Origin of the sequence: Enterobacter sp. P82, from assembly GCF_037053385.1 — a bacterium.
In the GTDB taxonomy this organism is placed as follows: Bacteria; Pseudomonadota; Gammaproteobacteria; order Enterobacterales; family Enterobacteriaceae; genus Enterobacter.
Genome location: NZ_JBALHX010000009.1, coordinates 53,352 through 75,544 on the forward strand (window position 1 = coordinate 53,352; position 22,193 = coordinate 75,544).

The window sequence follows — 22,193 nt, forward strand, 5'->3', positions numbered from 1 at the left end:
TCCCACAGGGAGAGGGAACAAACATGTTTATTTACCGTCAATAAACACAATCTTCAGCACAAACAGCAGCGCGACAACGATGACGCACGGGCTGAGATCACGGAAGCGACCGGTACCAATTTTCATTACGCAGTAAGAGATAAAGCCCAGCGCGATACCTTCGGTAATCGAGAAGCTGAACGGCATCATCACGGCGGTAATAAACGCCGGCACCGCTTCGGTTAAATCATCCCACTTCACGCGTGACAGGCTGGAGGTCATCAGCACACCTACGTAGATCAGCGCGCCGGCTGCCGCATACGGAGGAACCATTCCCGCCAGCGGCGAAAGGAAGATCACCAGCAGGAACAGGATACCTACCACGACCGCCGTCAGACCAGTACGGCCGCCCACTGAAACACCGGAAGAGGATTCAATATAAGCAGTAACAGAAGAGGTACCGATAAAGGAGCCCGCAACAGACGAGATGCTGTCAACAAACAGTGCCTGCTTCATGCGCGGGAATTTCCCTTTCTCATCGGCCAGACCTGCTTTGTCGGTCACGCCAATCAGGGTACCGGAGGAGTCGAACAGGTTTACCAGCATAAAGGAGAAAATCACGCCCGCCAGGCCCAGGTTCAGGGAACCCGCCAGATCAACGTGACCAATAACGGTGGAAACACTCGGTGGCGCAGAAACGATACCGTTGTAGTGAACGTCACCCAGCAGCCAGCCCAGCAGCGTGGTTACCACGATGGATACCAGCACCGCCGCATGAATATTCCGGGAAGCCAGGATCGCGATAATGAAAAAGCCCAACACGCCCAGCAGTACGTTGTGAGAGGTCAGGTGACCGATGCTCACCAGCGTATCCGGGTTAGCCACGATAACGCCGGCGTTTTTCAGCCCCATCATACCGATGAACAGACCGATACCACTGGTAATGCCCACGCGCAGGCTCACAGGAATGTTGGCAATCATCCAGTAACGTACGCGGAAAACAGTCAGCAACAGCAGACCAATAGCGCCCCAGAAGATAGCGCCCATGCCAACTTGCCACGGCAGGCCCATCGCCTGAACGACCACAAACGCGAAGAACGCGTTCAGGCCCATCGCCGGTGCCAGTGCAACCGGCAGGTTAGCGAACACGCCCATCAGGATGCTGCCAAGAGCCGCGATCAGACAGGTGGTCACGAAGACGGCGCTGGTATCCATGCCAGCAACGCCCAGAATTTGTGGGTTAACAAAAACGATATAGACCATCGTCAGGAAGGTGGTGAAACCGGCGATCACTTCGGTGCGTGCCGTTGTGCCGTGCTCGCGCAGTTTAAACACGCGCTCAAGCAGACCCTGACCAGATGCCTGGGTAGTGTGTTGTTGACTCATCATCAATTTCCGAACAAGGAGGGAAAATTCGTCGCTATCCTATACCAAAATGCGACAATAAGGGCGGTTATAGGGTACTTTTTTTCATTGAATTTGCTTATACGGCAACGATTGCGTGTCGTAAAACCACACCACGTAAACGTTAAACTTGTTAAAAGGGAAAGACATGTCCGGAATTGAGGCGGTATTTTTCGACTGCGACGGTACGCTTGTCGACAGTGAGGTCATTTGTTCCCGTGCGTATGTCACCATGTTCCAGGAATTTGGTATTACGCTCGATCTCGAAGAGGTGTTCAAACGCTTTAAGGGCGTGAAACTGTACGAGATCATCGACATCATTAACGACGAGCACGGTGTGGATCTGCCGAAAGGAGATCTCGAGCCGGTTTACCGCGCTGAGGTTGCACGCCTGTTTGATTCCGAGCTGGAGGTCATCGCCGGGGCGAATACGCTTCTGGATGCGATGACGGTGCCCATCTGCGTGGTCTCTAATGGTCCGGTCAGCAAAATGCAGCACTCGCTGGGGAAACTGGAGATGTTGCATCATTTCCCGGAAAAACTGTTCAGCGGCTACGATATTCAACGCTGGAAGCCCGATCCGGCACTGATGTTCCATGCGGCAAACGCGATGAACGTTAACGTAGAAAATTGCATTCTGGTGGATGACTCGTCTGCGGGCGCGCAGTCAGGGATTGATGCGGGAATGGAGGTATTTTACTTCTGCGCCGATCCGCACAACAAACCGATCGATCATCCAAAAGTGACGACCTTTACCGATCTGGCGCAGTTGCCAGCACTGTGGAAGGCGCGCGGGTGGGATATTACGCGTTAAGTTAACGTAGGGCGGGTAAGCGCTAGCGCCACCCGCCTCAGGTATTACTCTTTCGGATCTTTACCCGCCAGCAGCTTATCCAGCTCATCGCCGCCCACGTGACGGAAGTCCTGACCCTTCACGAAGTAGAAGATGTATTCGCAAATGTTCTGGCAGCGGTCACCGATACGCTCAATGGAGCGCGCGCAGAACAGGGCAGTCAGTACGCTTGGGATCGTACGTGAATCTTCCATCATGTAGGTCATCAGCTGACGCACGATGCCTTCGTATTCCTGGTCGACTTTCTTGTCTTCACGGTAGATACGTACCGCTTCGTCCAGATCCATACGCGCAAAGGCATCCAGCACGTCATGCAGCATCTGCACGGTGTGACGACCCAGCGACTCCAGGCTCACCAGCAGTGGCTGGTGCTGCTGAGAGAATTTCTCCAGCGCGGTGCGGCAGATTTTATCCGCCACGTCTCCAATACGTTCCAGCTCGGCGATGGTTTTGATAATCGCCATCACCAGGCGCAGGTCGCTCGCTGTTGGCTGACGCTTGGCGATAATTCGAACGCAAGCTTCATCAATAGCGACTTCCATCATGTTGACGTTTTTGTCGCCTTCAATGACGCGCTTCGCCAGCTCGCTGTCCTGGTTGTGCATTGCCGTGATCGCATCGGAAAGCTGCTGCTCAACCATGCCACCCATGGTCATGACCTGCGTGCGAATGCTTTCCAGCTCTGCGTTGAACTGGCCTGAAATGTGTTTATTAAGATTAAGGTTGTCCATGGTTCACTCCAAATCAACCGTAGCGGCCAGTAATATAATCTTCAGTTTGCTTTTTAGCGGGTCTGGTGAACAGCGCATCCGTATCGCTGAACTCAATCAACTCGCCCAGGTACATAAACGCCGTGTAATCGGAACAACGCGCAGCCTGCTGCATGTTGTGGGTCACAATAACCACGGTGTAATCCTGCTTCAGCTCGGTGATCAACTCTTCAATACGACCCGTTGAGATCGGGTCCAGCGCTGAACACGGCTCATCCAACAGCAACACTTCCGGGCGAATGGCGATACCACGCGCAATGCACAGACGCTGCTGCTGACCACCGGAGAGAGAGTACCCGCTCTGGTGCAACTTATCTTTGGTTTCGTTCCATAATGCGGCCTTGGTCAAAGCCCATTGCACACGCTCGTCCATATCGGCACGGGAGAGCTTTTCAAACAGGCGGACACCAAACGCAATGTTGTCATAAATGGACATCGGGAACGGCGTGGGTTTCTGGAACACCATCCCCACTTTTGCGCGCAGCAGGGCAATATCCTGAGCCTGGGTCAGAATGTTTTCGCCGTCCAGGATGATTTCACCTTCAGCGCGCTGCTCCGGATAGAGCGAATACATTTTATTAAAGGTACGCAGCAGCGTGGATTTACCACAGCCAGACGGACCAATGAATGCCGTAACCTGGTTCTTCGCGATATCCAGGTTGATATTCTTCAGGGCATGGAATTTGCCGTAGTAGAAGTTCAAATCACGAACCTGAATCTTACCCGGGGCAGTATCAACCATACTCATTGACTCATTTCCTCATTCGGCGCCGCGAGCTGCCGCGCCGTAAAAAATTAACCGTGTTTCTTCTTCGCGAAAATGACGCGCGCCAGAATGTTCAGCAACAGTACGCAAAGGGTAATGATCAGCACCCCGGCCCAGGCCAGCTGCTGCCATTCCGCGAATGGGCTCATCGCAAATTTAAAGATCGTCACCGGCAGGTTAGCGATCGGCTGCATCATGTCCGTGCTCCAGAACTGGTTGGAGAGGGAGGTAAACAGCAGCGGGGCCGTTTCACCTGCAATACGCGCAACCGCCAGCAAAATACCGGTCATGATCCCGGAGACTGACGCTTTCAGCGTAATCGCAGAGATCATCTTCCATTTCGGCGTTCCCAGTGCATAAGCCGCTTCACGCAGGCTGTCCGGCACCAGTTTCAGCATGTTCTCGGTAGTACGAATGACGATAGGCACCTGCAACAGCGCCAGCGCAATCACACCCGCCCAGCCAGAGAAGTGTTCCATCTGTGCCACCACGACGGTGTAAACAAACAGACCCACCACGATAGACGGGGCTGAAAGCAGGATGTCATTGATGAAACGAATGACTTCCGCCAGCCAGGATTTACGTCCGTACTCCGCAAGATAGATGCCTGCCATGATACCCAGCGGCGTACCAAATACCGTTGCCCACAGGATCAGCAATCCGCTGCCCGCCAGGGCATTCGCCAGACCACCACCCGCCGTATTTGGCGGTGGCGTCATTTCGGTAAACAGCGCCAGCGACATCCCGTCAATCCCGCGCACAACCGTCGAGAAGAGGATCCAGACCAGCCAGAACAGGCCAAATGCCATGGTTCCCATTGAGAGCGTCAGCGCGATACGGTTTTTAAAACGGCGTCGGGCCTGCATTTTGCGGCGGGATTCCGCCAGTTCAGCGGTAGCTTGCATTTCGAGAGTTGCCATTAGCGTGCCCCCTCATTTTTAGCGAGGCGCATAATCATCAGCTTGGAGATCGCCAGAACAATGAAGGTGATCACGAACAGAATCAGACCCAGCTCCATCAACGCCGCAACGTGCAGCCCGGATTCCGCCTCAGCAAATTCATTCGCCAGTGCAGAGGTAATACTGTTACCCGGCATGAAGAGTGATGCGCTGTCGAGCTGGTAGGTGTTACCGATGATAAAGGTCACCGCCATGGTTTCACCCAGCGCACGTCCCAGACCCAGCATCACGCCGCCAATCACCCCATTTTTGGTGAACGGAAGGACAATGCGCCAGATAACTTCCCAGGTGGTACAGCCGATACCGTAGGCCGACTCTTTCATCATCACCGGCGTTTGTTCGAAGACATCGCGCATGACCGCCGCAATGTAAGGAATAATCATGATGGCGAGGATCACACCTGCAGCCAGAATACCGATACCGAAAGCCGGGCCAGAGAACAGGGCACCCACAAACGGGATGGCAGAAAGTACATTACCCACAGGTTCCTGGAAGTACGTTGCGAACAGCGGCGCAAAGATAAACAGGCCCCACATGCCGTAAACGATACTCGGAATGGCCGCCAGCAGCTCGATGGCAATACCCAGTGGGCGACGCAGCCAGCCCGGTGCCAGTTCCGTCAGGAACAGAGCAATACCAAAACTGACGGGAACCGCAATCAGCAGGGCGATGAACGAGGTCACCAGCGTGCCGTAAATCGGCACCAGCGCACCGTAGATATCGTTCGGTGCGTCCCACTCTTTGGTCCACAGGAAGGAGAAACCGAATTTCTGGATGCTCGGCCAGGAGGAGAAAATCAGAGACACGATAATGCCGCCCAGCAGCAATAGCACAATCAGCGCAGCCAGTTTAACCAGCGCGCTGAAAATCATGTCACCTTTTTTACCCGGAGGGTTAAATGCAGGCTTGGTTGCAGCCATAAATCACTCTTCTGTTAAACGCGTTTACGAAATCGGCGGGTAAGCGCAAGCGCCACCCGCCATTTTCGTCAGAATGCTAAATTAATACAATGCTTTACCGCTGCTGTCTTTCACGTTGGTTTTCCATGCAGCACGAATCTGCTCAACCACGTTTTCTGGCAGGGTAGCGTAATCCAGGGCATTAGCCTGTTTGCCGCCGTTTTTGTACGCCCAGTCGAAGAACTTCAGCACTTCGGCGCCCTGCTCAGGTTTCTTCTGCTCTTTGTGAACCAGAATGAAGGTGGTAGAGGTGATTGGCCATGCACCTTCGCCTTTCTGGTTAGTCAGATCCTGAGCGAAAGATTTGCTCCAGTCAGCGCCTTTTGCCGCGTTGGCAAAGTTCTCTTCGGTCGGGCTGACAGGTTTACCATCAGCAGAAACCAGTTTGGTGTAGGACAGGTTGTTCTGTTTAGCGTAGGCGTATTCTACGTAACCGATAGAACCTGGTAGACGCTGTACGAACGCGGCGATGCCGTCGTTGCCTTTACCACCCAGACCGGTTGGCCAGTTAACGGTAGATCCAGAACCGACTTTAGATTTCCACTCTTCGTTCACTTTCGCCAGATAGCTGGTGAACACGAAAGAGGTACCAGAACCATCAGCGCGGCGAACCACAGCGATGTTCTGAGAAGGCAGTTTCAGGCCAGGGTTGAGTTTGGCAATCGCCTCGTCATCCCATTTTTTGATTTTACCCAGGTAGATGTCACCCAGGGTTTTGCCGTCCAGCACCAGTTCACCAGACTTCACGCCCGGCAAGTTGATGGCCAGAACCACACCGCCGATCACGGTCGGGAACTGGAACAGACCTTCCTGTGCCAGTTTGTCATCAGATAGCGGAGCGTCTGATGCACCGAAATCAACGGTATTAGCGGTAATTTGTTTAACGCCACCGGAGGAGCCGATACCCTGATAGTTAACCTTGTTACCGGTTTCTTTCTGGTAGGTATCCGCCCATTTGGCATACACCGGCGCAGGGAAGGTTGCACCAGCGCCAGTCAGGCTTGCTTCTGCAAATACAGAGAACGCGCTCAGAGATAAGGTCGCGGCGACAACAGTTGCGACAGTGGTACGCATAACTTTCATAATGTCTCCTGCAAGATTTTCGTAAATCGTTGTTTAGTGGCTACGATGAGCAAAATAGGACAAACAGGTGACAGATAAATGTACGAATTATGACAGTTTTATGACAATGAAAATTTCACTTAAAAACCAGCAAAAGAAAGCTTAATTTTCATCGCGTTAGCCACTTTTATGACAAGACGTTTTCAGAAATATTTTCTTTATGTGACACTGAAAAAAGTAGCTGAAGATGACAGATTGTCATAAATAAAAACGCAAAAGAGTTGATTAAAAACAAACCAGGCGGGATAGAAAAGCTCCACCCGAAGGTGGAGCCTGAAGGGATTATTCTACGGTGACAGACTTCGCCAGGTTACGCGGCTGGTCAACGTCGGTGCCTTTGATCAGCGCAACGTGATAAGCCAGCAACTGCAGCGGAACGGTGTAGAAGATCGGCGCAATCACCTCTTCCACATGCGGCATCTCGATGATGTGCATGTTGTCATTGCTGACAAAACCGGCATCTTTGTCGGCGAAGACGTACAGAACACCACCGCGGGCGCGCACTTCTTCAATGTTAGATTTCAGTTTTTCCAGCAGTTCGTTGTTAGGAGCCACAACGATGACCGGCATATCGGCGTCAATCAGCGCCAGTGGGCCGTGTTTCAGCTCGCCTGCCGCATAGGCTTCCGCGTGAATGTAGGAGATCTCTTTCAGCTTCAGCGCGCCTTCCAGCGCAATCGGATACTGATCGCCACGGCCAAGGAACAGCGCGTGGTGTTTGTCGGAGAAATCTTCCGCCAGCGCTTCAATGCGTTTGTCCTGAGACAGCATCTGCTCAATGCGGCTCGGCAGTGCCTGCAGGCCATGAACGATGTCATGCTCAACAGAGGCATCTTCGCCTTTCAGACGTGCCAGTTTCGCCACCAGCATTAACAGAACGGTCAGCTGAGTGGTAAACGCTTTAGTGGAAGCCACGCCAATTTCGGTACCTGCTTTGGTCATCAGCGCCAGATCGGATTCACGCACCAGCGATGAGCCAGGGACGTTACAGATGGCCAGAGAGCCAAGGTAACCCAGCTCTTTAGACAGGCGCAGCGCCGCCAGCGTATCCGCCGTTTCACCAGACTGGGAAAGGGTGATCATCAGGCTGTTACGACGTACAGCGGATTTGCGGTAGCGGAATTCAGACGCGATTTCCACATCACACGGCACGCCCGCCAGGGATTCAAACCAGTAACGAGAAACCATACCGGAGTTGTAGGAGGTACCGCAGGCCACGATCTGAATGTGCTCAACCTTGCTGAGCAGTTCGTTCGCGTTTGCACCCAACTCGCTCAGATCCACCTCACCGTGGCTGATGCGCCCGGTAAGGGTGTTTTTGATGGCGTTTGGCTGCTCGTAAATCTCTTTCTGCATGTAGTGACGGTAAGCGCCTTTGTCGCCCGCGTCGTACTGCAGGTTAGATTCGATCTCCTGACGTTTCACCTGCTCGCCTTTGGTATCGAATACGGTCACACTGCGGCGAGTCACTTCCGCAATATCACCCTCTTCCAGGAAGATAAAGCGACGGGTAACTGGCAGGAGCGCAAGCTGGTCAGAGGCGATAAAGTTTTCACCCATGCCCAGACCGATAACCATCGGGCTACCGGAACGTGCGGCCAGCAGCGTGGACGGATCGCGTGAGTCCATGATCACCGTACCATACGCACCGCGCAACTGAGGGATAGCACGCAGAACTGCGTCACGCAGTGTGCCGCCCTGCTCCAGCTCCCAGTGCACCAGGTGAGCAATCACTTCGGTGTCGGTTTCAGAGACGAAGGTATAGCCGCGCGCTTTCAGTTCTTCGCGCAGCGGTTCGTGGTTTTCGATAATGCCGTTGTGCACGACCACGATGTGTTCAGACACATGCGGGTGCGCGTTGCCTTCAGACGGTTCGCCGTGTGTCGCCCAGCGGGTGTGAGCAATACCGGTACCACCATGCAGCGGGTGTTCTTCCGCGGCCTGGGCCAGCATCTGCACTTTACCGAGACGACGCAGACGGGTCATATGACCTTCTGCATCGACCACGGCCAGACCAGCAGAGTCATAGCCACGGTATTCCAGACGACGTAAACCTTCGAGAAGGATTTCAGCAATATCACGCTGCGCAACTGCGCCAACAATTCCACACATAGTTTTAGATTCCGAATTTAGGCATAACGCCTGCGTTGTCGCTGACCTGTATTTGCCCTTTCCGGGCGCCCCGAGCCTTGTAGAGAGTGGGGTTATTTTTATGGGTACTGCTTGTGGGGGGAGGATTATGTTATCCCCTCACCCCAGCCCTCTCCCCAAAGGGGCGAGGGTAAATCCGTTACTTTTTCTTCACCGGGCGTTTCCAGCCCTGCTTGTGCACCTGTGGCACACGGCTTAATACCAGCTCGTTATCGGCGATATCGCGCGTAACGGTTGTCCCGGCGGCAATCGTTACCCCGTTGCCCACAGTAACCGGTGCTACCAGCTGTGTATCGGAACCGACAAACACATCATCACCGATAATGGTTTTAAACTTGTTGGCACCGTCATAGTTGCAGGTGATTGTGCCTGCACCAATATTGACGTTATCGCCAATTTCCGCATCGCCCAGATAGGTCAAATGACCGGCTTTAGAGCCTTTACCCAGACGCGCTTTTTTCATCTCAACGAAGTTGCCAACGTGAGCCCCTTCCATCAGCTCAGCGCCCGGGCGCAGACGCGCAAACGGTCCAATGGTGCACGCCGCTTCAAGATGCGCATCTTCCACCACGCTGTAAGGGCTGACTTCGCAATCGTCACCGATGAAGCTGTTTTTGATCACGCAGCCAGCGCCAATTTTGACGCGATTGCCCAGAGTTACTTTGCCTTCAAAGATAACGTTAGTATCAATTTCGACATCACGACCGTGAGATAGAGTGCCACGTAGATCGAAACGCGCCGGATCGCGCAGCATCACGCCTGCCAGCAGCAGTTTTTCGGCCTGTTCAGACTGATAAACGCGCTCCAGACGGGAAAGCTGAAGGCGGTTATTCACCCCTTCGGTTTCGCTAATGCGTGCCGGATGTACCGCCGCAATCTCACGTCCTTCCTGATATGCCATCGCAATAATGTCGGTGATGTAGTATTCACCCTGCGCATTGTTGTTGTTGAGCTTCGACAACCAGCGCTTCATATCCGCGCCATTGGCAATCAGGATACCGGTGTTGATCTCCTGAATCTGGCGTTGTTCGTCGCTGGCATCTTTGTGTTCAACAATCCCCGTTACGTTGCCGTTTTCACGGGTGATGCGGCCATAACCGGTTGGCTCGTCCAGCACGACGGTTAACAAACCGATGCCGCCCTGCGGTTTGGCTTCACGCAGGCGAGTTAGTGTTTCAACGGAGATCAGCGGAACATCGCCGTAGAGCATCAGAATGTCTTCGTCATCGGCAAAGAACGGTGCTGCCTGCTGCATTGCGTGACCGGTTCCCAGCTGTTCAGCCTGAAGCACCCAGTTGAGCTTGTCATCGCTCAGCGTCTTTTTAAGCAGATCGCCACCGTGGCCGTAGACCAGGTGAACCTGACGGGCACCCAGTTCATTTGCTGCATCAATGACATGCTGCACCATTGGCTTTCCTGCCAGCGTGTGAAGCACTTTAGGCAGATCGGAATACATGCGGGTACCTTTGCCAGCGGCAAGGATCACCACGCTCATCGCACTGTTTGACATACGCATCCTGACGGTAGTTTGAGTGAGAAGTAAAAACGTTTGATGCCTAAAATTCTACATCTTTTTCATCATGAATTAAGGCCGAAAAAAAAAAGCCAGCCTGGAACCCAGACTGGCTTTTGTGCTTTTCAAGCCGGTGTTACATCGCTTTTTTGGTCAACTCGATAACGCGCAGTTTCGCGATCGCTTTGGCCAGCTCCGCAGACGCCTGAGCGTAATCCACGTCACCATGAGAGCTGCTAATGTGCTCTTCAGCCTTACGCTTCGATTCCAGGGCTCGCGCTTCGTCGAGATCCTGGCCACGAATAGCGGTATCGGCCAGAACGGTCACACTGCCAGGCTGCACTTCAAGAATGCCGCCGGACAGATAGATAAACTCTTCGTGACCGAACTGTTTAACGATGCGGATCATACCAGGCTTAATGGCGGTGAGCAGCGGTGCGTGACCCGGGAAAATACCCAGCTCACCTTCACTACCCGTTACCTGGATTTTCTCGACCAGACCAGAGAACATTTGTTGCTCTGCACTGACGACGTCCAGGTGGTAAGTCATTGCCATATCACCCTCCGATTAAGGCGTTAAAGTTTTTTGGCTTTTTCCACTGCTTCTTCGATGGAACCAACCATGTAGAACGCCTGCTCTGGCAGGTGATCGTATTCGCCTTCCATGATGCCTTTAAAGCCACGGATGGTGTCTTTCAGGGAAACGTATTTACCTGGAGAACCGGTGAATACTTCCGCAACGAAGAACGGCTGGGACAGGAAGCGCTGGATCTTACGCGCACGTGCTACCACCAGTTTGTCTTCTTCAGACAGTTCATCCATACCCAGGATGGCGATGATGTCTTTCAGTTCCTGGTAACGTTGCAGCAGGGACTGTACGCCACGCGCGGTGTCGTAGTGTTCCTGACCAACAACCAGTGGATCCAGCTGACGGCTGGTGGAGTCCAGCGGGTCAACGGCTGGGTAGATACCCAGAGACGCGATCTGACGGCTCAGTACCACGGTTGCATCAAGGTGCGCAAAGGTGGTTGCTGGTGATGGGTCAGTCAAGTCATCCGCAGGTACGTATACCGCCTGAACGGAGGTGATAGAACCGGTTTTGGTAGAGGTGATACGTTCCTGAAGAACACCCATCTCTTCCGCCAGAGTCGGCTGATAACCTACCGCTGAAGGCATACGACCCAGAAGTGCAGATACTTCTGTACCGGCCAGGGTGTAACGGTAGATGTTATCGACGAACAGCAGAACGTCACGGCCTTCGTCACGGAACTTCTCAGCCATAGTCAGACCAGTCAGCGCAACGCGCAGACGGTTTCCTGGTGGCTCGTTCATCTGGCCGTAAACCAGGGATACTTTGTCCAGAACGTTGGAGTCGGTCATTTCGTGGTAGAAGTCGTTACCCTCACGAGTACGTTCACCTACGCCCGCAAATACGGAGTAACCGGAGTGCTCGATCGCGATGTTACGGATCAGCTCCATCATGTTTACGGTTTTACCTACACCCGCACCACCGAACAGACCAACTTTACCGCCCTTCGCAAACGGACACATCAGGTCAATAACTTTGATGCCGGTTTCCAGCAGTTCCTGAGAGCTGGACAGCTCTTCGTAGGAAGGTGCCGCGCGGTGGATAGCCCAACGCTCTTCTTCACCGATGTCGCCTTTCATGTCGATTGGTTGACCCAATACGTTCATGATACGACCCAGCGTTGCTTTACCTACCGGGACTTCGATCGGGTGCTCAAGGTCTTTAACTTCCAGACCACGACGCAGACCGTCGGAAGAACCCATCGCGATGGTACGCACGATACCGCCGCCGAGCTGCTGCTGAACTTCCAGCACCAGGCTCTCGTTACCATTCTGTACCTCAAGCGCGTCGTACACGCGTGGTACGGCGTCCTGAGGGAACTCGACGTCCACCACGGCGCCGATTACCTGGACAATCTTTCCAGTAGCCATCTTGAATCCTCTACGTAATTCGTAAACCTGGTTAAACCGCGGCGGCCCCCGAGACGATCTCGGTGAGTTCCTGAGTAATGCTGGCCTGACGAGCTTTGTTGTAAACCAACTGCAGCTCTTTAATCAGGCTGCCGCCATTATCGGTCGCGGCTTTCATCGCCACCATTCGTGCGGCCTGCTCGCTGGCCAGGTTTTCTACAACGCCCTGATAAACCTGAGATTCAACGTAACGACGCAGCAGGGTATCCAGCAGCGGTTTCGGATCGGGTTCATACAGGTAATCCCAGGCTTTGTGCTTCAGCTCATCATCTTCTGATGCCGGTAAAGGCAGCATCTGAGTGAGCGTTGGAACCTGAGACATGGTGTTAATGAATTTGTTGCTGACAACGTACAGTCTGTCCAGACGGCCTTCATCATAAGCCTGCAACATCACTTTAACCGGGCCGATCAGTTCTGACAGGGACGGGTTATCACCCATACCGGTCACCTGAGCGACAATGTTGCCACCAACGGAGTTAAAGAAAGAGACGCCTTTAGAGCCGATCATTGCGATATCGCACTGAACGCCTTTTTCAGACCATGCTTTCATATCCGCCAGCAGTTTTTTGAACAGGTTAATGTTCAAGCCGCCACACAGACCACGGTCGGTCGACACCACCAGGTAGCCCACGCGCTTAACGTCGCGTTCTTCCAGGTAAGGGTGCTTATATTCCAGATTACCGTTTGCAAGGTGACCAATCACTTTGCGCATGGTTTCTGCATAAGGACGGCTGGCCGCCATGCGATCCTGCGATTTACGCATTTTGGAAGCGGCGACCATCTCCATCGCTTTAGTGATCTTTTGCGTGTTCTGGACGCTTGCGATCTTACTACGTATCTCTTTTGCGCCGGCCATGAGCTTCTCCTCAATGCCAGGCGGCTTGTCCTGAGACAAGCCGCCGGACGATTACCAGGATTGGGTTGCTTTGAAGGAATCGAGGATAGCTTTCAGCTTGCCTTCGATTTCGTCGTTATAGCCACCGGTCTGGTTGATCTCTTGCATCAGCGGAGCGTGATCACGGTCAACGTAAGCCAGCAGAGCGGCTTCGAAGCTACCGATTTTCGCCAGTTCCACATCTTCGAGGTAACCGCGTTCAGCCGCGAACAGTACCAGGCCCTGCTGAGCAACAGACATTGGTGCGTACTGTTTCTGCTTCAGCAGCTCGGTCACTTTCTGACCGTGGCTCAGCTGTTTACGGGTTGCTTCGTCCAGATCGGATGCGAACTGAGAGAACGCAGCCAGTTCACGATACTGTGCCAGCGCGGTACGGATACCACCGGACAGTTTCTTGATGATCTTGGTCTGAGCAGCACCACCAACACGGGATACGGAGATACCCGGGTTAACCGCCGGACGAATACCGGAGTTAAACAGGTTGGTTTCCAGGAAGATCTGACCATCGGTAATGGAAATTACGTTGGTCGGAACGAACGCAGAAACGTCACCCGCCTGGGTTTCAATGATCGGCAGTGCGGTCAGAGAGCCCGTTTTACCCTTCACTTCACCTTTGGTGAAGTTCTCGACGTATTCCGCGTTAACACGGGAAGCACGCTCCAGCAGACGAGAGTGGAGGTAGAATACGTCGCCAGGGAACGCTTCACGTCCAGGTGGACGACGGAGCAGCAGGGAAACCTGACGATAAGCAACAGCCTGTTTAGACAGGTCATCGTATACGATCAGTGCATCTTCACCGCGGTCACGGAAGTATTCGCCCATTGCGCAACCCGCGTATGGCGCCAGGTATTGCAGTGCAGCAGATTCGGAAGCAGTAGCAACAACAACAATGGTGTTAGCAAGTGCGCCGTGCTCTTCCAGTTTACGAACCACGTTAGAAATGGTGGACGCTTTCTGGCCGATAGCCACGTACACACATTTGATGCCGGAATCACGCTGGTTGATGATGGCGTCGATAGCCATCGCGGTTTTACCGGTCTGACGGTCACCGATGATCAGTTCACGCTGACCACGACCGATTGGGATCATGGCATCAACGGACTTATAACCTGTCTGAACAGGCTGATCTACGGACTGACGATCGATAACGCCTGGTGCGATAACTTCGATTGGGGAGAAGCCATCGTGCTCAACCGGACCTTTACCGTCGATTGGTGCACCCAGGGTGTTAACTACGCGACCCAGCAGGCCACGGCCAACCGGCACTTCCAGAATACGGCCAGTACACTTAACCTTCATGCCTTCGGCGAGGTCAGCGTATGGACCCATCACAACTGCACCTACGGAGTCGCGCTCCAGGTTCAGTGCGATAGCGTAACGGTTACCCGGGAGGGAAATCATCTCACCCTGCATACAATCGGCCAGGCCGTGAATGCGGATAACACCGTCACTTACAGAAACAATAGTACCTTCATTGTGAGCTTCGCTCACAACATTGAACTGAGCAATGCGCTGCTTGATCAGTTCGCTGATTTCGGTGGAATTCAGTTGCATGCTCCAGTCCCCTTAAGACTGCAAGACGTCTGCAAGGCGCTCAAGACGGCCGCGTACGCTGCCATCAATGACCATATCACCCGAACGGATGATTACGCCTGCCATTACAGACTTATCGATTTTGCAATTCAGCTTAACTTTGCGTGACAGACGTTTTTCCATCGCGGCGGTAATTTTCGCAAGCTGTTCATTACTCAGTTCAGTTGCAGAAGTGACTTCAACTTCAGCAGTAGCTTCACTAAGGGCACGTAAGTGCTCAAACTGCTCGAGAACATCCGGGAGCACACGGAGACGACCATTTTCTGCCATAACCTTAATCAGGTTCTGGCCGTTGGCATCCAGTTGCTCTCCGCACACGGCGATAAACGACGCGGCGAGAGTTTCAGGTGCTAACGCACCGGAAAGCAACTCGGCCATTTGTTCGTTTTTCGTCACCTCAGCGGCAAACGCCAGCATATTCTGCCAGCGATCGACATTTTGGTGTTCGATAGCAAAGTCAAAAGCTGCTTTGGCGTAGGGGCGAGCTACCGTAACAAATTCAGACATCAGCCCCTCCCTCCTTACAGTTCAGCGACAAGTTTGTCCACGATGTCGCTGTTAGCAGCTTCATCCACGGAACGTTCGATGATCTTCTCGGCGCCAGCAACAGCCAGAATCGCAACCTGCTTACGCAGTTCTTCACGAGCACGTTTACGCTCAGCTTCAATTTCAGCCTGAGCCTGTGTCACGATCTTAGTACGTTCCTGTTCTGCTTCAGCTTTGGCTTCGTCCAGGATCTGCGAACGGCGTTTGTTAGCCTGTTCGATGATAACCTGAGCTTCCGCTTTCGCTTTTTTCAGCTGGTCTGTCGCGTTGGCCTGTGCAAGGTCCAAATCTTTCTTAGCGCGTTCTGCAGAAGCCAGACCGTCAGCAATTTCTTTCTGACGTTTTTCGATGGCAGCCATTAAAGGCGGCCATACATACTTCATGCAGAACCAGACAAAGAGAATAAACGCGATGGCCTGGCCGAGGATTGTTGCGTTCATGTTCACAGCACAATACCTCTTTAATTTCTGTGGCTTAGGGTTTTAAAACTACTACTACGCGACAGCAAACATCACGTACAGACCCAGACCTACAGCGATCATTGGGATAGCATCCACCAGACCCATAACGATAAAGAACTGAGTACGCAGCAGAGGAATCAGATCAGGTTGACGCGCAGCGCCTTCCAGGAATTTGCCCCCGAGGATGCCGATACCGATCGCAGCACCGATAGCCGCCAGACCCATCATCACAGCGGCAGCCATGTACAGCAGATCCATATTCAGGTTTTCCATGACAGTCTCCAGTTTGTTTCAATTAAAACGTAGTAGTGTTGGTAAAAAATCAGTGCTCTTCAGACGCCATCGACAGATAGACAATCGTCAGAACCATGAAGATAAAGGCTTGCAGCGTAATGATCAGGATGTGGAAAATGGCCCAAGGCACATTAAGAATCCACTGTGACCACCACGGCAGAAGACCCGCGATCAGAATGAAAATCAGCTCACCCGCATACATGTTGCCGAACAGTCGCAGACCCAGTGAAACAGGTTTGGACAGCAGGCTAACGCCTTCCAGGATCAGGTTGACCGGAATAAACGCCCAGTGGTTGAACGGCTGCAAGGTAAGCTCTTTCACAAAGCCGCTTACGCCTTTCATTTTGATGCTGTAGAAAAGAATCAGGATAAACACGCCCAGCGCCATCGACAGGGTGATGTTCACGTCAGCAGACGGAACCACGCGCAGTGCAGGCAGACCGAGGACGTGTTCGCCAATCCACGGAATGAAATCGATAGGCAGAAGGTCCATCAGGTTCATCAGGAAGACCCAAACGAACACGGTCAAGGCCAGCGGAGCAATCAGCTTGCTCTTGCCATGGTACATGTCTTTGACGCTGCCATGGACGAAGCCGATGATCATTTCGATGAACGTCTGGAATTTCCCTGGAACACCGCTGGTCGCTCTTTTAGCAACACCGCGGAACATGGCCAGGAACAGAAGACCCAAAACCACCGAGAAGAACATGGAGTCGATGTTGATCGTCCAGAAGGTGGCCGGGGGGTTATGTGGATCCACCAGCGAGAATGTACGCAGGTCCAGCTGAAGGTTATTCAGATGGTGACCTATGTAATCCTGCGGCGTCATATTTTCTGAAGCCATGATGCCTTTTACCCTTTGTTATTGATTACAGCTGGAGCCAGAACTTGTACCACCAGCACCAAAACCCACGTAGCTATCAGCGGCATGAAGACCACTTTCAAAACCGCCAGCGCCATCACCAGTAGAGCAAAGGTCAGCAACACCTTACACACTTCGCCGAAAGCGAAGGACCAGGCCACGCGGCCTTTGGCGGGTGTATGCGCCTGATGACGCCAGGCAAAAATCATAAACAACACGTTTGGCAGCACAACCGCCAAACCCCCGCACACGGCGGAGATGCCCCAGAAGGGGTCTTTGAGGCTAAACAGCAGTCCACTTGCTATCACAGCCAGAAACTGAACGAACAGAAGCTTACGAGCAACGTTTCTACTCAAGAGCGACACAGACATCACGTTTTTACTCCTGCTCCCTTCGAGGTATGCCGCGTGTCGTATAAAACGTCCTTTAAGGCTCAGAGTCAAGCATCAAAAAGCGGTCAAATTATACGGTGCGCACCCGTGATTTCAAACATTAAGTAGCGAAAAGGTGAATAAATGTTTAAATATTTTTCCCCACCGCTATTTTTTAACTTTCTCAGAAAGCATCGACCTTCGACCAAAAGTGCAAACAGCGCGAAAACGTTGTCAATAAAGCGTGCACAAGATCACAAAACACACATTTGCGATAAGGTTGTATTAATCAAAGACGCAAATCGCTTAAATTTATCTTTATGAAATCAAACACAAAATGTCGTAACTATTTTCAAAACAGCCCAGTACACAATAAAAACCTTTCATTGACATTCTTAATAAATAATTAACATTGCGTTCTGGTTACGGCTCCCCACTTTTAGCAGACTTATATTTTCACAGATGACTATCTTCTCGATGAATAACATTCGCTACGTTAACTGGAAGATAAACCTTAGTGAAAAAGCGGTTAAAAGGTCACCGATAAATCCCTGGTAGTTGTGCTGTTTTTTAACATGGTAAGAACAGCACAAATTCCACATTTTTTATTAATCTTTTAAAAATTGTTTGGCTTAATTATCACCAGGTGACGTTCCCCATCGAGCTGAGGAACATTTAATTTCTCGATGGATTCAACAGCAAAGCCGTCCGGAAGCTGTTCAATCTCATCACCAGGTAACTGACCTTTGAGCGCATAAAAACGGCCATTTTCTGCGGGCAAGTGCTTACACCAGCTCACCATATCATTGAGCGAAGCAAACGCACGGCTGATAACACCATCAAACGGTGGCTCCGCCGGGAACTCCTCTACCCTGCTCTGCACGGGCGTGATGTTCTCAAGCTTCAGCTCATGCTGTACCTGACGTAAAAAACGTACGCGCTTGCCAAGGCTGTCCAGCAACGTGAACTGGCTCTCAGGACGGACAATCGACAGCGGAACCCCTGGCAGGCCAGGGCCTGTGCCCACATCGATAAAGCGTTCACCTTTAAGATACGGTGCAACCACAATGCTATCGAGAATATGGCGAATCAGCATCTCGTTGGGGTCGCGAACAGACGTCAGGTTGTACGCTTTGTTCCATTTGTTCAGCATATCGACATAGGCCACCAGCTGATTTTTCTGGTGATCGGTGAGCGAAATACCTGCCTGATCCAGCAGACGAGAGAGTTTGTTGAGCACAGTGAATACCTGTTGAGAGACTTAAGTGGCGGGTGGCGCTTCGCTTACCCGCCCTATGGAATTCTGTAGGCCCGGTAAGCGCAGCGCCACCGGGCGGATTAAACATGTTACGCGCTACGGCGCAGCATACCTTGCTTTTTGAGCCATACCAGCAGGATTGAAATCGCAGCCGGTGTCACACCGGAGATACGGGACGCCTGACCAATTGAAACGGGTTTATGATCGTTCAGCTTGGCGATCACTTCGTTGGAAAGGCCAGTAACCTGACGATAGTCCAGCATCTCTGGCAGCAGCGTGTTTTCATTGCGCTGCTGTTTCTCAATCTCATCCTGCTGACGTGCGATATAACCTTCGTATTTAACCTGGATCTCAACCTGCTCTGCCGCTTCAGCGTCTTCCAGGCCAGGTGCAAACGCGGTCAGTTTCACCAGATTTTCGTAGGTAACTTCAGGGCGACGCAGCAAATCTTCACCGCTGGCTTCGCGCGACAGTGGTGCAGTCAAGTGAGCGTTCACTTCAGCAGCAGTTTCCGCCTGCGGATTCACCCAGGTGGTTTTCAGGCGCTGACGTTCCTGTTCAATGCGCTCCAGCTTCTCGTTGAAACGCGCCCAGCGCTCGTCATCCACCAGACCCAGCTCACGGCCCATTTCGGTCAGACGCAGGTCGGCGTTATCTTCGCGCAGCATCAGACGATATTCCGCACGAGAGGTAAACATACGGTACGGTTCTTTTGTGCCCAAAGTGCAGAGATCATCAACCAGCACGCCCAGATACGCCTGAGAACGGCCTGGTGCCCAGCCTTCTTTCTCAGCAGAGAAGCGCGCAGCGTTCAGACCGGCAAGCAGACCCTGTGCAGCCGCTTCTTCGTAGCCGGTGGTGCCGTTAATCTGCCCCGCGAAGAACAGACCGTGGATGAATTTGCTCTCCAGGGTCGGCTTGAGATCACGCGGGTCGAAGAAATCGTACTCAATAGCGTAGCCAGGGCGAACAATTTTCGCATTCTCCATCCCCTGCATTGAGCGAACAATTTGCATCTGCACATCGAACGGCAGGCTGGTGGAGATGCCATTCGGGTAAATTTCGTTTGAGGTCAGTCCTTCCGGCTCCAGGAAGATCTGATGCTGGTTGCGATCGGCAAAACGCATCACTTTGTCTTCGATCGACGGGCAGTAGCGTGGGCCGATCCCTTCAATCACGCCTGCGTACATTGGGCTGCGATCGAGGTTATTACGGATCACGTCATGGGTTTTCTCGTTGGTATGCGTGATGTAGCACGGTACCTGCTGCGGATGTTGCGCCGCATTGCCCATGAACGAAAACACGGGCATTGGGTTATCACCGTGCTGTTGCGCCAGCACGCTGAAATCAATGGTGCGCGCATCAATACGTGGAGGTGTGCCCGTTTTCAGACGGCTGACTCGCAGCGGCAGTTCACGCAGACGGCGAGACAGTGGAATAGACGGCGGATCGCCAGCACGGCCACCGCTGTAGTTATCCAGACCGATATGAATTTTACCGTCCAGGAATGTGCCCACGGTCAGCACCACAGCTTTCGCGCGGAACTTGAGGCCCATCTGGGTTACGGCACCCACGACACGATCATTCTCAACGATAAGATCTTCAACCGCCTGCTGGAAGATCATCAGGTTTGGCTGATTCTCTAGTGCAGTACGTACCGCCTGACGGTAAAGCACGCGGTCAGCCTGGGCACGGGTTGCTCGTACCGCAGGGCCTTTACTCGCGTTTAGTATCCTAAACTGAATGCCAGCATGATCGATCGCTTTCGCCATCAGGCCGCCAAGTGCATCCACTTCTTTTACCAGGTGTCCTTTCCCAATGCCGCCAATCGCCGGGTTACAGGACATCTGTCCAAGCGTGTCGATATTGTGTGTCAAAAGCAGGGTCTGCTGACCCATTCGCGCTGCGGCCATTGCGGCCTCAGTGCCTGCATGACCCCCGCCAATGATAATGACGTCAAAAGGATCCTGATAAAACATGGTGGTCTGCCTCGCGTAAAGCGGTATGAAAATGGATTGAAGCCCGGGCCGTGGATTCTACTCAACTTTAGTCTTTCGAGAAAGCATTGGGATCCTGGGCTATTAAAAAGAAGATCTTTTTATTTAGAGATCTGTTCTATTGTGATCTCTTATTAGGATCGCCGACCTCTGTGGATAAGTCCGATCCGGCAAATAAGATCATGCGGTTAGGAAGGATCGTTTGCTGTGAATGATCGGTGATCCTGGACCGTATAAGCTGGGATCAGATCGCCACTTTATGCACAGGTCAAAAACCATACCAGAGTTGTTATTTGGATAACTACGGCTTAATACGAGCTTTTAACCAGAGTTATCCACATCTGTTCGCGCGATCTTTAATCGTTTTTGAGTAAATTTTTCCATTCTGCCAGCCAGATCTCGGCTGGATCTTCCGGAATATCATGATCGAGGATGTTGATCTTCAGCGTTTCACCCAACTGTTTTGCGCCACAGGCAATAACAGCGGCCTCAACTTTCTCTATTGCGCCACAGAAGGTGTCATATTCACGACTGCCGATACCGACCGCACCAAAACGGACGTTGGACAGGTCTGGTTGTTGTTCCTGAAGTTCGTCATATAAAGGTTGCAGGTTATCCGGAAGATCGCCTGCGCCATGTGTGGAGGTGATCAGCAGCCAGATCCCATCAGTCGGGAGATCTTCAAGCAGCGGTCCGTGCAGTGTCTCTGTGGAAAAACCTGCTTCTTCCAGCTTCTCAGCCAGATGTTCCGCAACGTATTCCGCACCGCCCAGGGTGCTGCCACTGATAAGAGTAATGTCAGCCATTGATCGCTCGCTCAGATAAAGAGGCGGCTATTGTACGCTGTGAACGAGCTGGGATCTACCTGTGGAAAATGTGGGAATGAATTTGCCCGATCACGGGCGGATGGTGCGCATGATCGGGTTTTGCAGGGAGATCAGGGTCTCAGTGGACTGAATTTCATCGATTGTTTGGATCTTGTTGATAAGTACCTGCTGGAGGGCGTCTATGGATCGACACATGACTTTTATAAAGATGCTGTAATGCCCGGTGGTGTAATAGGCTTCTGTGACTTCATCGAGTGCGTTCAGCTTTGCCAGGGCAGAAGGGTAGTCTTTTGCGCTTTTAAGAATGATGCCGATAAAGCAGCAAACGTCATAACCCAGCTGTTTGGGGCTGACGTCAATGCGTGCGCCGGTAATGATCCCCGCCTGCTTCATCTTCTCTACGCGAACATGGATTGTTCCCGGGCTGACACCAAACTGTTTTGCCAGTTCGGCGTAGGCGGTACGGGCATTAGCCATTAAGGCCTCCAGGATGCCGCGGTCGAGATTGTCGATCTGATAATTTTCCATAGCTTTTTCTTATGAAGATTAATGAATCACTCTATTCTAGCGGTTTATTTTATCGAATCAAAAGTGAAGATGGCTTTTTGTTGATGG

The 22,193-nt window shown here is 52.4% G+C and carries 22 protein-coding genes; 1 reads left to right on the forward strand and 21 read right to left on the reverse strand.

Annotated elements, in window-relative coordinates; genetic code table 11:
* Nucleotides 1-27 precede the first annotated feature (27 nt).
* Nucleotides 28-1,365 carry an adenine permease AdeP gene (gene adeP, locus WB237_RS22045; RefSeq protein WP_336216489.1) on the reverse strand — a complete coding sequence of 446 codons (1,338 nt, stop codon included), beginning with the start codon at nucleotides 1,363-1,365 and terminating at the stop codon, nucleotides 28-30.
* Between the two features lie 166 nt (nucleotides 1,366-1,531).
* Here adeP and yieH point away from each other — a divergent pair, with 166 nt between their 5' ends.
* Nucleotides 1,532-2,197, forward strand: a complete 666-nt coding sequence (gene yieH / locus WB237_RS22050; RefSeq protein ID WP_336216442.1) for a 6-phosphogluconate phosphatase — start codon at nucleotides 1,532-1,534, stop codon at nucleotides 2,195-2,197.
* Between the two features lie 44 nt (nucleotides 2,198-2,241).
* Here the strand turns inward: yieH and phoU are convergent, their stop codons facing one another.
* From phoU to asnC, 20 genes are all read right to left on the reverse strand, one after another.
* Nucleotides 2,242-2,967, reverse strand: coding sequence for a phosphate signaling complex protein PhoU (gene phoU, locus WB237_RS22055; RefSeq protein ID WP_008500182.1), 726 nt, complete (start codon nucleotides 2,965-2,967; stop codon nucleotides 2,242-2,244).
* Nucleotides 2,968-2,980: 13 nt separating this feature from the next.
* On the reverse strand, nucleotides 2,981-3,754 hold the full coding sequence (gene pstB / locus WB237_RS22060; RefSeq protein ID WP_049007093.1) for a phosphate ABC transporter ATP-binding protein PstB: 774 nt from the start codon (nucleotides 3,752-3,754) through the stop codon (nucleotides 2,981-2,983).
* A gap of 47 nt (nucleotides 3,755-3,801) precedes the next feature.
* Complete coding sequence (gene pstA, locus WB237_RS22065; RefSeq protein ID WP_028017769.1) at nucleotides 3,802-4,692, reverse strand: phosphate ABC transporter permease PstA; 891 nt, start codon at nucleotides 4,690-4,692, stop codon at nucleotides 3,802-3,804.
* The gene (pstC, locus tag WB237_RS22070; protein WP_028017768.1) at nucleotides 4,692-5,651 is read right to left on the reverse strand and encodes a phosphate ABC transporter permease PstC; all 960 of its coding nucleotides are present in this window, start codon (nucleotides 5,649-5,651) and stop codon (nucleotides 4,692-4,694) included. The genes pstA and pstC overlap by 1 nt, the downstream gene beginning before the upstream one ends.
* 81 nt (nucleotides 5,652-5,732) lie before the next feature.
* Nucleotides 5,733-6,773: a phosphate ABC transporter substrate-binding protein PstS gene (gene pstS, locus WB237_RS22075; RefSeq protein ID WP_028017767.1), complete on the reverse strand. Its 1,041-nt coding sequence runs from the start codon at nucleotides 6,771-6,773 to the stop codon at nucleotides 5,733-5,735.
* Between the two features lie 321 nt (nucleotides 6,774-7,094).
* Nucleotides 7,095-8,924, reverse strand: coding sequence for a glutamine--fructose-6-phosphate transaminase (isomerizing) (gene glmS / locus WB237_RS22080; protein WP_048990817.1), 1,830 nt, complete (start codon nucleotides 8,922-8,924; stop codon nucleotides 7,095-7,097).
* A 178-nt stretch (nucleotides 8,925-9,102) separates the two neighbouring features.
* Nucleotides 9,103-10,473 carry a bifunctional UDP-N-acetylglucosamine diphosphorylase/glucosamine-1-phosphate N-acetyltransferase GlmU gene (gene glmU, locus WB237_RS22085; protein ID WP_336216453.1) on the reverse strand — a complete coding sequence of 457 codons (1,371 nt, stop codon included), beginning with the start codon at nucleotides 10,471-10,473 and terminating at the stop codon, nucleotides 9,103-9,105.
* Nucleotides 10,474-10,612: 139 nt separating this feature from the next.
* Nucleotides 10,613-11,032 carry a F0F1 ATP synthase subunit epsilon gene (locus WB237_RS22090; protein WP_006177560.1) on the reverse strand — a complete coding sequence of 140 codons (420 nt, stop codon included), beginning with the start codon at nucleotides 11,030-11,032 and terminating at the stop codon, nucleotides 10,613-10,615.
* A 20-nt stretch (nucleotides 11,033-11,052) separates the two neighbouring features.
* Entirely contained in the window at nucleotides 11,053-12,435 is a 1,383-nt protein-coding gene (atpD, locus tag WB237_RS22095; RefSeq protein ID WP_003862362.1) for a F0F1 ATP synthase subunit beta, read from the reverse strand.
* Nucleotides 12,436-12,466: 31 nt separating this feature from the next.
* Nucleotides 12,467-13,330: a F0F1 ATP synthase subunit gamma gene (gene atpG, locus WB237_RS22100; RefSeq protein ID WP_023333921.1), complete on the reverse strand. Its 864-nt coding sequence runs from the start codon at nucleotides 13,328-13,330 to the stop codon at nucleotides 12,467-12,469.
* Nucleotides 13,331-13,381: 51 nt separating this feature from the next.
* Nucleotides 13,382-14,923: a F0F1 ATP synthase subunit alpha gene (atpA, locus tag WB237_RS22105; protein ID WP_028017764.1), complete on the reverse strand. Its 1,542-nt coding sequence runs from the start codon at nucleotides 14,921-14,923 to the stop codon at nucleotides 13,382-13,384.
* A gap of 12 nt (nucleotides 14,924-14,935) precedes the next feature.
* Nucleotides 14,936-15,469 carry a F0F1 ATP synthase subunit delta gene (gene atpH / locus WB237_RS22110; protein WP_028017763.1) on the reverse strand — a complete coding sequence of 178 codons (534 nt, stop codon included), beginning with the start codon at nucleotides 15,467-15,469 and terminating at the stop codon, nucleotides 14,936-14,938.
* Nucleotides 15,470-15,483: 14 nt separating this feature from the next.
* Nucleotides 15,484-15,954: a F0F1 ATP synthase subunit B gene (gene atpF / locus WB237_RS22115; protein WP_003862370.1), complete on the reverse strand. Its 471-nt coding sequence runs from the start codon at nucleotides 15,952-15,954 to the stop codon at nucleotides 15,484-15,486.
* Between the two features lie 48 nt (nucleotides 15,955-16,002).
* Nucleotides 16,003-16,242, reverse strand: a complete 240-nt coding sequence (gene atpE, locus WB237_RS22120) for a F0F1 ATP synthase subunit C (RefSeq protein ID WP_000429386.1) — start codon at nucleotides 16,240-16,242, stop codon at nucleotides 16,003-16,005.
* A gap of 49 nt (nucleotides 16,243-16,291) precedes the next feature.
* Nucleotides 16,292-17,107, reverse strand: a complete 816-nt coding sequence (gene atpB, locus WB237_RS22125) for a F0F1 ATP synthase subunit A (protein WP_129994687.1) — start codon at nucleotides 17,105-17,107, stop codon at nucleotides 16,292-16,294.
* An 8-nt stretch (nucleotides 17,108-17,115) separates the two neighbouring features.
* A complete protein-coding gene (atpI, locus tag WB237_RS22130) occupies nucleotides 17,116-17,496 on the reverse strand; it encodes a F0F1 ATP synthase subunit I (RefSeq protein ID WP_336216458.1) in 381 nt (126 codons plus the stop codon).
* A 616-nt stretch (nucleotides 17,497-18,112) separates the two neighbouring features.
* Nucleotides 18,113-18,736: a 16S rRNA (guanine(527)-N(7))-methyltransferase RsmG gene (rsmG, locus tag WB237_RS22135; protein WP_336216459.1), complete on the reverse strand. Its 624-nt coding sequence runs from the start codon at nucleotides 18,734-18,736 to the stop codon at nucleotides 18,113-18,115.
* 107 nt (nucleotides 18,737-18,843) lie between these two features.
* A complete protein-coding gene (mnmG, locus tag WB237_RS22140; protein WP_014072433.1) occupies nucleotides 18,844-20,733 on the reverse strand; it encodes a tRNA uridine-5-carboxymethylaminomethyl(34) synthesis enzyme MnmG in 1,890 nt (629 codons plus the stop codon).
* Nucleotides 20,734-21,107: 374 nt separating this feature from the next.
* Entirely contained in the window at nucleotides 21,108-21,557 is a 450-nt protein-coding gene (gene mioC / locus WB237_RS22145; protein ID WP_336216465.1) for an FMN-binding protein MioC, read from the reverse strand.
* 90 nt (nucleotides 21,558-21,647) lie between these two features.
* A complete protein-coding gene (asnC, locus tag WB237_RS22150; RefSeq protein ID WP_008500198.1) occupies nucleotides 21,648-22,106 on the reverse strand; it encodes a transcriptional regulator AsnC in 459 nt (152 codons plus the stop codon).
* Nucleotides 22,107-22,193 lie beyond the last annotated feature (87 nt).